The 12,181-nt window shown below is 62.8% G+C and carries 10 protein-coding genes; all 10 read left to right on the top strand.

The window, feature by feature from the left end; genetic code table 11:
• Positions 1-205: 205 nt before the first annotated feature.
• The 10 genes from AACU78_RS03770 (at position 206) to tssH (ending at position 12,179) form a co-directional block, all read left to right on the top strand.
• Entirely contained in the window at positions 206-1,105 is a 900-nt protein-coding gene (locus AACU78_RS03770; RefSeq protein WP_250212335.1) for an anti-sigma factor family protein, read from the top strand.
• 51 nt (positions 1,106-1,156) lie between these two features.
• Positions 1,157-2,191 carry a catalase family peroxidase gene (locus AACU78_RS03765; protein WP_177410127.1) on the top strand — a complete coding sequence of 345 codons (1,035 nt, stop codon included), beginning with the start codon at positions 1,157-1,159 and terminating at the stop codon, positions 2,189-2,191.
• A 78-nt stretch (positions 2,192-2,269) separates the two neighbouring features.
• Positions 2,270-3,298: a type VI secretion system protein TssA gene (gene tssA, locus AACU78_RS03760; RefSeq protein WP_106579889.1), complete on the top strand. Its 1,029-nt coding sequence runs from the start codon at positions 2,270-2,272 to the stop codon at positions 3,296-3,298.
• Positions 3,299-3,336: 38 nt separating this feature from the next.
• Positions 3,337-3,837 (top strand): type VI secretion system contractile sheath small subunit, encoded by a 501-nt coding sequence (tssB, locus tag AACU78_RS03755; protein WP_106579888.1) that lies wholly within the window; start codon positions 3,337-3,339, stop codon positions 3,835-3,837.
• 78 nt (positions 3,838-3,915) lie between these two features.
• Positions 3,916-5,415, top strand: a complete 1,500-nt coding sequence (gene tssC / locus AACU78_RS03750) for a type VI secretion system contractile sheath large subunit (RefSeq protein WP_106579887.1) — start codon at positions 3,916-3,918, stop codon at positions 5,413-5,415.
• A gap of 21 nt (positions 5,416-5,436) precedes the next feature.
• Positions 5,437-5,919 carry an Hcp family type VI secretion system effector gene (locus AACU78_RS03745; RefSeq protein ID WP_078743332.1) on the top strand — a complete coding sequence of 161 codons (483 nt, stop codon included), beginning with the start codon at positions 5,437-5,439 and terminating at the stop codon, positions 5,917-5,919.
• Between the two features lie 243 nt (positions 5,920-6,162).
• Positions 6,163-6,681, top strand: coding sequence for a type VI secretion system baseplate subunit TssE (gene tssE, locus AACU78_RS03740; protein WP_106579886.1), 519 nt, complete (start codon positions 6,163-6,165; stop codon positions 6,679-6,681).
• Positions 6,678-8,555 carry a type VI secretion system baseplate subunit TssF gene (tssF, locus tag AACU78_RS03735; protein WP_106579885.1) on the top strand — a complete coding sequence of 626 codons (1,878 nt, stop codon included), beginning with the start codon at positions 6,678-6,680 and terminating at the stop codon, positions 8,553-8,555. Before tssE ends, tssF begins: the two co-directional genes overlap by 4 nt.
• Positions 8,540-9,553 (top strand): type VI secretion system baseplate subunit TssG, encoded by a 1,014-nt coding sequence (gene tssG / locus AACU78_RS03730; RefSeq protein ID WP_256587041.1) that lies wholly within the window; start codon positions 8,540-8,542, stop codon positions 9,551-9,553. The genes tssF and tssG overlap by 16 nt, the downstream gene beginning before the upstream one ends.
• The gene (tssH, locus tag AACU78_RS03725; protein WP_106579883.1) at positions 9,546-12,179 is read left to right on the top strand and encodes a type VI secretion system ATPase TssH; all 2,634 of its coding nucleotides are present in this window, start codon (positions 9,546-9,548) and stop codon (positions 12,177-12,179) included. The genes tssG and tssH overlap by 8 nt, the downstream gene beginning before the upstream one ends.
• Positions 12,180-12,181: the final 2 nt, after the last annotated feature.

Raw genomic sequence — 12,181 nt, 5'->3', positions numbered from 1 at the left:
TTAAAGTATTTGTACGTGTCACAGAGTATTTGCCGATTGCTCTAAAGTTTTTTTGACCTGTTGCAACGGCAAAGTTGATGTCAATATGATGGCTTGTTGCTACCCGCTGACTCGCCGCTTCGACCCACAAGGTCGAGAATCACACAGCAGAAATTGATCAGGACAACGGAGAGATAACCCCATGGTAGCGGATGATGCCTTGCTAATGGCTTATGTTGACGGCGAGCTTTCGTCGCAACAGAACCAGGAGCTTGAGCGGCTCATAGAAGCTTCGCCGGACCTGGCTCAGCGAGTCTCTCGGTTGATGGCTTCCTGCCTGCCTTACGAGGAAGCGTTTGCCCGCCAGAATGTGCCGCCTGTTCCGGAGAGCCTCAAGCTCAGTATTGCCGCGCTGGCAGCTCAGCATTCGGCGGCCGGGGAGACCAAAACCACCGCTGCGCATCCCGCTGCCGAGAAGACAGACCGCGGTTTTTCTCGTCTGTTCGCGTTCCTCCAACCTAAATTTGCCTGGCCGGCGTTGACGTTCGTTGCTGGTGCAGCGTGCTATGCGCTGGTGCTTCAGGTTGGTGCGTTCAACGGCGCGCTCAAGCCTGGCATTGACGCGGCTGCACCGACGGTTGCCCAGACGTCGCCGTGGGTGCAACAAGCTGCGGCCTACCAGCATCTCTATACCCGCGAAACCGTTGCCTACGGCGCCCAGCCGACGGATGTGGTGACCAAGACCCTGGCCGATATCCGCGATATCGACGGCCTGGCCCTGCGCGTTCCAGACCTGAGTTCCGCGGGCCTGACCTTCAAGCGTGTGCAGCGCCTGCGCTTCAACAACAAGGCGTTGATTCAGCTCGTGTACCTGCCGGCCAATGGCGCGCCGGTTGCGTTGTGTGTGATGAAAGAGCCCAAGCCGGACCAGTCCATCGCTCAGCAAAGCGTTGCGCAGATGAACGTAGTAACCTGGCGCCAGTCTGAACTGGGCTACGCGCTGATTGGCGAGCCCGAACAAGGTGTAGACCTTAACGCCATTGCCCGACTTGTCGCCGACCGAAGTGCCGCCCCGCTGTTTGCTGACGTGCCTGCACCGATGTGGATCGCCTCCATCCAGAAATGACCATGCTGGGGTCGGGCATTGGTCCTCAATGTCGTGATCCCAGATAGCTTGATGAAAAAACCATCTCTGCTGAAAAATAGCCATCGCCTGCGTCTTGCCCTCGCTGCCGTAGTATTTGCAGGCCTCGGCGCCTGGCTGTTGCCTTCTTTCCATTCCCCGTCACCCACGGCCGCGAAAATCGTCGATGAGATGGAAGCTGTTGCCGGTGGTGCCCATCAGGGCTTTCGTCGTAACCATGCCAAGGGCCAATGCATCAGCGGCCATTTTGAAAGCACCGGTAATGCTCTAGAGATCTCACGCGCGTCCTTGTTACAACCTGGCATGGTGCCGCTGATCGGCCGGTTGTCGGCAGCCGGCGGCGACCCGGCGCAAGCCGACGCGCACGGCATGATCCGCAGCATGGCGCTGCGCCTGGCCGGGGATGACGGCGAGACCTGGTACATGGCGATGAATTCCGTGCCGGTGTTCCCCGTGAATACGCCCGAGGGTCTGTACGAGCAGTTGCGCGCCTCGATCCCTGAATACGGCGGCACCGGGCCCGATCCGAAAAAGATGCAGGCCTTCAAAAGCGCTCACCCAGAAATGCGTCCGTTCGAGACGTGGCTTGCGGCCCATCCTGGCTCATCCGGGTTCGACAACACCGCCTATTACAGCGTCAATGCCTTCCGCATGACGAGCGCCCAGGGCCAGGTGCACTTCGTGCGCTGGAGCATGGTGCCAGAGACGCCTTACAAACCAATGACAGCCGCTGAGTCCAGCGACCCGGATTTCCTCGCCTTCGGCTTCGCCACGCAACTGGAGCAAGGCCCCGTACGCTGGCACCTGATGATTACCCTGGCCGAACCCGGCGATGTGACCACCGACGCCACCGTGCGCTGGCCCGAGGGGCGCCGCCAGATCGACGCCGGCGTGCTGGTCATCGACAGCCAGCAGTCCCAGGTGGAGGGCGCCTGCCGCGATGCGGACTTCAACCCCCTCCAATTGCCAGCGGGTATCGGGCCGTCGGACGACCCGTTGCTGTTGGCACGCCAGGCGGCTTACGCGGAATCTCACCGCCGGCGCATCAACGAACAGAGCGCCCACTAAGAATTTTTCCCACGCTGCGGAATAAATCATTTCCCTCGCTTGTTCTATCCCCAGAACAACTTGAACGAGGGAAGTACGATGGGCCTGTCCACCGACGCTCAACCACTGGATTTCACCGCACTGGCCCAGCCTTTGGGCGAAGCCGACGGCTGTGGCCAGAACTTCGAATACGACCCCCAGTTCCTTGAGCTTGAAGAAGAAGCCCTCGGCAAACCCGAGGTGCAGTATGGCGACACCATCACCCAGGCCATCGAGCCAAGCTGGAAACGGGTGATGCTGTTGGCGCTGCCATTGATGGAGCGCAGCCGCGACCTGCGCCTGGCGATCTGGCTGACCCGCGCTCAACTCAACCTGCACGGCATTCCCGGCCTGGCTGCTGGCCTTGGGCTGATCCATGCCTTGCTGGAAAACTGCTGGCAGGGCTTGCACCCGCAGCTCGACCCCGATGACGACAACGACCCGTTGCTGCGCATCAATATTCTCGCGTTCCTGTGCGAGCCTGCCGGTGTGTTGCGCGACGTGCTCGATGCGCCGCTGGTCAGCGCCCGTGGCGTGGGCGCGGTCAGCTTGCGCCAGGTCGAACTGGCGAGCGGCGAGGAGGGCGAGAGCGTCAGCCTGGCGATGATCGAAGGCGCGTTTGCCGAAGCCGACCCCGTCGAACTCAACGCCACTGACAACGCGCTGGCACAGGCGTTGACGCTCAGTGTGCAGATCGAACAGTTGTTGACGGAGAAGGTCGGCGTCGGCCGCGCCATCGACCTCAGCGGGCTGGCCACACTCCTGCGCCGCGCCGGTGACGTGATCCGCCGCCACTTGCCAGGTGCCGCGCCAGCCGAGGCGATGCCGGCTGGCGTTACAGCCGCCGCCGTGGCCGTCGCCCCGCAGGCACTGCGCGCAGAAATCAACAGCCGTGAAGACGCACGCCAGACCATCGACCGTCTGTGCACGTATTTCCAGACTTTCGAGCCCGCCAGCCCGGTGCCGTTTTTACTGCAGCGGGCGAAGAACCTCATCGACAAGAATTTCATGGAATTGCTGCAAGACCTCGCACCCGATGGCCTCGCGCAACTGGCGCTGGTCAGCGGTATTCGCAACAGCGACACCTGAGCCTTTTTGTATCAACCCCACTCACCGGAGCTTTTCCTGTGGCCAAAGAAAGCAGTCAGAAGTTCATCGCCCGCAACCGTGCGCCGCGCGTTCAGATCGAATACGACGTGGAGATCTACGGCGCGGAAAAAACCGTGCAGTTGCCCTTTGTCATGGGGGTGTTTTCGGACCTCTCCGGCAAGCCGGCCGAGCCGTTGCCGCCGGTGGCCGAGCGCAAGTTCCTGGAAGTCGACATCGACAATTTTGACGATCGTCTCAAGTCCATGAAGCCGCGCGTGGCGTTCCAGGTGCCCAACACCCTGACCGGTGAAGGCAACCTGCCGGTGGAAATCACGTTTGAATCGATGGACGACTTCACCCCGGCTGCCATCGCCAGCAAGGTGCCGAGCCTGAACCAGTTGCTCACCGCGCGCAGCCAGCTGTCGAACCTGCTGACCTACATGGACGGCAAAGTCGGCGCAGAGGAATTGCTGGCCAAGCTGCTCAGCGATCCGAGTGTGATGCAAGCCTTGAGCAGTGCGCCCAAGCAGCCCGAATAACTGAATAACCGTTACCTGCGCCGGCGCCTCGTTTGCCCCGGTACGGGGACGCTTTGCCCAAAATTTGAGGATACCGTCATGTCCACCCCGCAATCGGAACAGCCAGGGCAACTTGCCCCGGCCACGGAATTCGACGCTGGCGACTTCGCAAGCCTGCTGCAAAAAGAGTTCAAGCCCAAGACCGACAAGGCCAAGGAAGCGGTGGAAACCGCCGTGCGCACCCTGGCCGAGCAAGCGCTGCAAGGCACGCAACTGATGCCCCACGACGTGCTGGGCACCATCGAGGGCTTGATCGCCGCCCTCGACCAGAAGCTCACCGAACAGGTCAATCACATCCTGCACCACGAGGAATTCCAGGGCGTGGAAAGCGCCTGGCGTGGCCTGCACTACCTGGTCAACAACACCGAGACTGACGAAACCCTGAAGATCCGGGTGATGAACATCTCCAAGAACGAAGTGCACAAAACCCTGCGCAAGTTCAAGGGTGTGGCCTGGGACCAGAGCCCGATCTTCAAGAAGTTGTACGAAGAAGAATATGGCCAGTTCGGCGGCGAGCCGTATGGCGCCTTTGTCGCGGATTACTACTTCAACAACAGTGCGCCGGACGTGGAACTGCTGACCCAGATGGCCCGCGTCAGCGCCGCCGCTCACTGCCCGCTGATCACGGCTGCCGACCCCAGCGTGATGCTGATGGAGTCGTGGCAGGAACTGGCCAACCCGCGTGACCTGACCAAGATCTTCCAGACCCCGGAACACGCCGCCTGGCGCAGCTTTCGCGCCAGTGAAGACTCGCGTTACGTCGGCCTGGCCATGCCGCGCTTTCTGTCCCGCGCGCCCTACGGTGCCAAAACCAACCCGGTCGAAGCGTTCGATTTCGAAGAAACCACCGACGCGGCCGGCGCCAAGGATTTCACCTGGGCCAACGCCGCTTACGCAATGGCGGTGAACATCAACCGCTCGTTCAAACACTACGGCTGGTGCTCGCAGATTCGCGGCATCGAGTCCGGTGGTGTGGTGGAGGGGCTGCCGGTGCACACCTTTCCAACCGACGACGGCGGCGTGGACATGACCTGCCCAACTGAAATCGCCATCAGCGACCGCCGCGAAGCGGAACTGGCAAAAAACGGCTTCATGCCGCTGGTGCACAAGAAAAACAGCGACCTCGCCGCGTTCATCGGCGCGCAGTCGATGCACAAGCCTGCCGAGTACGACGACCCCGACGCCACCGCCAATGCCAACCTGGCCGCGCGCCTGCCGTACCTGTTCGCCACGTGCCGTTTCGCTCACTACTTGAAGTGCATCGTGCGCGACAAGATCGGCTCGTTCAAAGAGCGCGACGACATGCAGGTGTGGCTCAACAACTGGATCGGCCGTTACGTCGAACACAACCCGGCCACCGCCACCGACGCCGACAAAGCCCGTAAACCGCTGGCCGGCGCCGAAGTAGTGGTGGAAGAAATCGAGGGCAACCCCGGTTACTACGGCGCCAAGTTTTTCCTGCGCCCGCACTACCAACTCGAAGGCTTGACCGTGTCCCTGCGCCTGGTCTCCAAGCTGCCGTCCACCAAATCCAACTGATCAACCTGAAAGGTAACCACCATGATCCTGCTTAACTTCAAAGGCACCCAAATCAAGGGCACTTCCACCGTCGACGCGCATAAGGACTGGATCACCATCGACGCGATCCAGATGGGCGTGGGCCGCGCGATTTCCATCAGCGGCGGCGGCACCGACCGTGACACCAGCAACCCGTCGTTCTCGGAAATCTCCATGACCAAGGCCACCGACCTCGCGTCGGCCGACCTGTTCATGCAGGCGGTGTGCGGTAAAAGCCTGGGCGATGCCGAAATCCACTTCATCCAGACCGGCGGCCCGGACAAGAAACAGCAAGTGTTCCTCAAGCTGATCCTCGGCGAAGCCATCATCAGCTCCTACTCCGCCAGCAGCAACGGCGAGCGCCCCAGCGAAACCTTCTCGATCAACTTCACCACCATCAGCTACGAGTACGACTCCTTCACCGGCGACACCGTGATCACCGGCACGCCGAAGAAGTGGGACCTGGAGAAGAACCAGAAAATCTGACGCCGGCCCTCTGTGGCGAGCCGGATTGTTGGGTGGAGGGTTTCCTGTGGTGCGCGGGCTTGCTGTGGCGAGCGGGCTTGCCCCGCGTTGGGCCGCGAAGCAGCCCCATCACACACACCGCGTTTCTACCGGATGCGGATGCCCGCGGCGGCAGGTTTCAGGGCCGCTTAGCGCCCCAACGCGGGGCACGCCCGCTCGCCACGACAAGCCTGCATACCACAGCGGTAATGGAGATTGAGAACCATGGCTGAACTCACCAGTCGCGAACGCTTGCAGCCGTCCTTGCTCGATCGCCTGAGCGATGACGACACCGAGCACGCCGTGGAGCCGCGCGACAAGCGCGTGCTGTCCATGCGCGGCTTGCGCAAGGCGGTGTTGCGGGACTTGGGATGGCTGCTCAACAGCACCAGCCTGGGCAGTTTTCGTGACCTGAGCGCGCACCCGCTGGCAGTGCAGTCAGTGGTCAATTTTGGTCTGCCGGATCTTGCCGGCAAGACCGCCGCCGGTTTGGACCGAGAAGCGCTGGGGCGGCGCATCCGCCAGGCGATCTGGGATTTCGAACCGCGGATTTTACGCGACAGCGTGCGCGTGGTGCCGGTGGCGCCCTCGGGCGTGACGGCCAGTCCCAACCAGATGGCCTTTGAAATTCATGGCGAACTCTGGGGCCAACCGTTGCCCGAGCGCCTGTACCTGAAGACCGAACTCGACCTGGAAGCAGGTGAGGCGAGGGTCTTTGATATCGAGACAAGGGACGTGCGGTGAACGCCAAACTGCTGCGCTATTACGAACGTGAACTGGCTCACCTACGCGAAGTCGGCGGCGAATTTGCCCGTGACTACCCCAAGGTGGCCGGTCGCCTGGGGCTGGAGACCTACGCCTGTGCCGACCCGTACGTGGAGCGGCTGCTGGAGGGTTTCAGTTTTCTTGCGGCGCGGGTGCAGCTGAAGATCGACGCCGAGTTTCCACGCTTCACCAATCACCTGCTGGAACTGGTTTACCCGCAATACCTGGCGCCCACCCCGTCGATGGCCGTGGTGCAGCTGCAACCGGACATGAGCGAAGGCAGCCTGGCTGCAGGTTTCAAGGTGCCGCGCGATACCGCGTTGCACAGCCAGTTAGGCAAGGGCGACCAGACCGCTTGCGAGTTTCGCACGGCCCATGACGTAACCCTGTGGCCGGTGGAGTTGGTCCAGGCACGCTACTTTGCCTGCGGCGCACACGTGGCCGGCATCGACCTGTCACGCCTGGGCGGCGTCAAGGCGGCGCTGCGTCTGCGCTTGCGCGTCGGCGCCGGCCTGACCTTCAGCGACCTGGCCCTGGACAGCCTGCCATTGCACATTCGCGGCGGCGAAGCCATGCCCTCGCGCATCCTCGAACAACTGCTGGCGCAGGCCGCCGGTGTGTTGGTGATGCCAGTGCAGGAACACGTGGACTGGCACCAGTTCCTGCCCAAAAGCGCGATTCGAAGCGTCGGTTATAGCGACAGCGAAGCCTTGCTGCCCAGCGGCCCGCGTTCATTCCAGGGCTATCGACTGCTGCAGGAATACTTCGCCATGCCGCAGAGGTTCATGTTTGCCGAAGTGGCGGGGCTGGCGAACAGTGTGAGTCGCTGCACTGCCGAGCAACTGGACGTGATCGTGCTGTTCAAGAAGCTCGACCCGGTGCTGGAACAAAGCCTCAGCGCCGCCAACTTCGGCCTGTATTGCACGCCGGCCATCAACCTGTTCCCGATGCGCACCGAGCGTGTGCACCTGTCGGACCAGCAATCGGAATATCACGTGATTCCCGACCGCACGCGGCCGATGGATTACGAGATTTACCAGATCGAAAGCGTCACCGGCTATGGCAGCGGCGCCGAGGCCAGCCAGACCTTCGAGTCGTTTTATCGCGCCGACGACTTGCACGCCCGCACGCCACCGAACGCGTTTTATCAGCTGCGCCGCGACGCGCGTGTACTGTCCGAGCAACAGCGACGGCAAGGGCCGCGCTCCAGTTACATCGGCAGCGAACTGTTCCTGTCGCTGGTCGACGCCCAAGAGGCGCCGCACCGCAGTGATCTGCGCCAACTGGGCATCGACACCCTGTGCAGCAACCGCGACCTGGTGCTGAGCATGCCGGTGGGCAGCGGCCGCACCGACTTCACCGTCGAATCCGGCGCGCCGGTGCAGTCGGTGCGCTGCGTGGCAGGGCCGACGGTCCCGGCGCCATCGTTTGCCGAAGGCGAGACGGCGTGGCGGCTGGTCAGCCACTTGTCCCTCAACTATTTGTCGCTGCTCGATCAGGACAAGGAGCAGGGCGCCATCGCTTTGCGCGACCTGCTGCGCCTGTATTGCCGCGTTGACGATGAGGCCGCGCACAAACAGATCGAAGGCCTGCGCTCAGTCACCGCCGACAGCATTGTGCGGCGCCTGCCATTGCCGGGGCCGATCACGTATGGCCGGGGGTTGCAGGTGTGCGTGACCCTGGACGAGTCGGCCTTTGAAGGCGCCGGCGTGTTTGTATTGGGTTCGGTGCTGGAGCAGTTTTTTGCCAAGTACGTGTCGCTCAATTCGTTCACCGAAACCGTCATCAAAAGCACCGCGCGTGGCGTGATCATGCAGTGGCCGGCGCGGGTGGGCAGATGCGAGATCCTCTGACCCTGCTCAGTGCCCTTGAAGCGCACCCGGGGCGTTTTGATTTCTATGCTGCGCTGCGCCAATTGGAGTGCGCCCACCCGCAATTGCCGCGGATCGGCCACGCCGCGCGCCCGGCGGATGAGGCGGTGCGGTTCGGCCAGCAACCGTCGCTGGCGTTCGAGCCGGCGATGATCGCGGCACTCAAGCCTGGCGTTACGCCGAAACTGCTGCTGAATTTTTTCGGCCTGATGGGCGCCAATGGCCCGCTGCCGATTCATCTGACCGAGTACATTCGCGACCGCCAGCGCAACCTCAATGACCCAACGCTGGCCGCGTTCTGCGATGTGTTCCATCACCGCATGATCAGCCTGTTTTACCGCGCCTGGGCCAGCGCGCAGCCGGCGGTCAGCCTGGACCGGCCGGGGGCGGATCGCTTTGCCCAGTACCTGGGTTCGTTGATCGGCATCGGCCAGCCGTCGCTGCTCAACCGCAATGCCGTGCCGGACGTGGCCAAGCTGCATTTTGCCGGGCGCCTGGGCCCGCAGACGCGCAATGCCGAAGGCTTGGCGGCATTGCTCAGCGACTACCTCGGCGTGCCGGTACGGGTCGAGCAATTTGTCGGCCACTGGATGACGCTGCCCGCCGATGGCCTGTGTGCACTGCGCAGCGGCCCCGACGCTGCCGTACTCGGCCAGACCACCGTGATGGGTAAAAAGGTCTGGAACACCCAGCACAAATTCCGCCTGCTGATCGGCCCTCTGGACCTGGCCCAGACCCGCCGCCTGTTACCCGGCGGCGACAGCCTGCAACGCGTGCAGGACTGGGTGCGCCAATACGTCGGCCTGGCCATGGATTGGGACGTCAACCTGATCGTCAAGAAAGACCAAGTACCCGGCCTGCGCCTCGGTTCCGCGCCTTTGGGCTGGACCAGTTGGCTGAGCAGCCAAACCCCCGAACACGATGATCGGCAGTTGCTGATCAACCCTCGCATCTCTTCTCAAGGACCTGCCCATGGCTGACATCAGTCGCGTCGCGCTTTTCGGCAAACTCAACAGCCTGTGCTACCGGGCGATCGAAAGCAGTACGGTGTTCTGCAAGCTGCGCGGCAACCCCTACGTGGAGCTGGTGCACTGGTTGCAGCAGATCCTGCAATTGAGCGACTCGGACCTGCTGCGCCTGGTTCGTCACTACGGCATCGACCCTGCCGTATTGGCACGTGACCTGACCGCGGCGCTTGACCGCTTGCCACGGGGGTCAACGTCGGTCACCGACTTGTCGTCGCAGGTCGAAGAAGCCGTTGAACGCGCGTGGGTCTACGCCACCTTGATGCTCGGTGAATCCCAGGTGCGTTCCGGCCACTTGCTGCTGGCGCTGCTGAAAACCCCGAGCCTGCGCAACGGTTTGTACGGTGTGTCCCGCGAGTTCAACAAGGTCGGCATCGATGACTTGAGCGAACGGTTCGCCGCGTTGCTCAACGCCTCGCCCGAGGCGCAGATGACCGCCAGCGATGGCTATCAGTTGCCCGGCGAAGACATCGGCGCAGTCGCGCCTGCCAAGCAGGAAGCCTTGAAGCGCTTTACCGTCGACCTCACGGAACAAGCGCGCGGCAACACGATGGACCCCATCGTCGGGCGCGACGAAGAGATCCGCCAGGTGATCGACATATTGATGCGGCGGCGCCAGAACAACCCGATCCTGGTGGGCGAGGCGGGCGTCGGCAAAACCGCCGTGGTTGAAGGGTTTGCCCAGCGCATTGCTCGCGGTGATGTGCCGCCGAGCCTCAAAGACGTGCAACTGCTCGCCCTGGATGTGGGCCTGTTGCAAGCCGGGGCCAGCATGAAAGGCGAGTTCGAACAGCGCCTGCGTTCGGTGATCGATGAAGTGCAGGCCAGCGTCAAACCGGTGGTGCTGTTTATCGACGAAACCCACACGCTGGTCGGCGCGGGCGGCGCTGCCGGCACCGGCGATGCGGCCAACTTGCTCAAGCCGGCGCTGGCGCGTGGCACGCTGCGCACCATCGGCGCGACGACCTTTGCCGAGTACAAAAAACACATCGAAAAAGACCCGGCGCTGACCCGGCGTTTCCAGACCGTGCAGGTCGATGAACCGGACGAGGCCCGCGCGTTGCTGATGCTGCGCGGCATCGCGCAGACCATGCAGAACCACCATCAGGTGCACATCCTCGATTCGGCATTGGCGGCGGCGGTGCGCCTGTCCAACCGTTACATCCCGGCGCGCCAGTTGCCGGACAAAGCCGTCAGCCTGATTGACACCGCCTGCGCGCGCGTCGCCATCAGCCTGCACGCCACTCCCGCGCAGGTGGATGACCGCCGTCGGCGCATCGAGTCTCTGGAAACCGAGCTGGAGATCATCGAGCGTGAAACCGCAATTGGCGTGGACACAACCAGCCGCCGCGCCTCGGTCGACGCCCAACTCGCCAGCGAACGTGAGTGCCTGGACGAGGTGGAAGGGCGCTGGGACAACGAGCTGGCGCTGGTCGAGCAGATTCAACGGCTGCGCCGCCAGCTTGCGGACGCAACCGAGCGCGAGGCGGGCCTGGCGGAACTGCATCAGTTGCAGGACGAGCTGACGGCGCAGCAGGGCGAACACCCGCTGGTGCTGATCAGCGTCGATGAGCAGGCGGTGGCCTCGGTGGTGCAGGACTGGACCGGCATTCCGGTGGGGCGCATGGTCAAGAATGAAATCGACAACGTACTGCGTCTGGCCGAGCGCCTGGGCCAGCGCATCATCGGCCAGGACCATGCACTGGAAATGATCGCGCGGCGCATCCAGACCTCCCGCGCGGGCCTGGATAACCCGGGCAAACCGGTCGGCGTGTTCATGCTTGCGGGCACGTCCGGGGTGGGCAAGACCGAGACCGCCCTGGCCTTGGCCGAGTTGCTGTATGGCGGCGAACAGAACGTGATCACCATCAACATGAGCGAATACCAGGAGGCGCATACCGTTTCCACGCTCAAGGGTGCGCCGCCGGGTTACGTGGGGTACGGCGAGGGCGGCGTCTTGACCGAGGCGGTGCGGCGCAAGCCTTACAGCGTGGTGCTGCTGGACGAAGTGGAGAAGGCTCACCCGGATGTGCATGAGCTGTTTTTCCAGGTGTTCGACAAGGGTTGGATGGAAGACGGCGAAGGTCGGATCATCGATTTCAAGAACACCTTGATCCTGCTGACCACCAACGCCGGCACGCCGTTGATCAGCCGCCTGTGCCGTCACCCGCAAACTATGCCCTCGCCGGATGTCATCGCCAAGGCCTTGCGTGAACCGCTGCTGGAAGTGTTCCCGCCGGCCTTGCTCGGGCGCCTGGTGGTGATCCCGTATTACCCGCTGAGCGACGCCATGCTCGGCAGCATCATCGGCCTGCAACTGGGGCGCATCCAGAAGCGCATCGCCGATAACCACAACATCCCGTTCACCTGGAGCGAGGAGGTCATGCAGCTGATTGCCAGCCGCTGCACCGAGCTGGAAAGCGGTGGGCGGATGATCGACGCCATCCTCACCAACGCGATGCTGCCGGCAATCAGTACCGAATTCCTCAATCGCTTGTTGCAGGGCACACCGGCCACTCATGTGCGGGTGAGTGTCGAAGGCGGCGAGTTTGCCTACGCGTTCAGCGAGGCTGCGAGGTAACC

This window comes from Pseudomonas sp. R9.37 (genome assembly GCF_963878885.1).
Taxonomy (GTDB): Bacteria; Pseudomonadota; Gammaproteobacteria; order Pseudomonadales; family Pseudomonadaceae; genus Aquipseudomonas.
The sequence above is the reverse complement of the archived record's forward strand: the minus strand, read 5'-3'. Positions and strand labels throughout refer to the sequence as shown.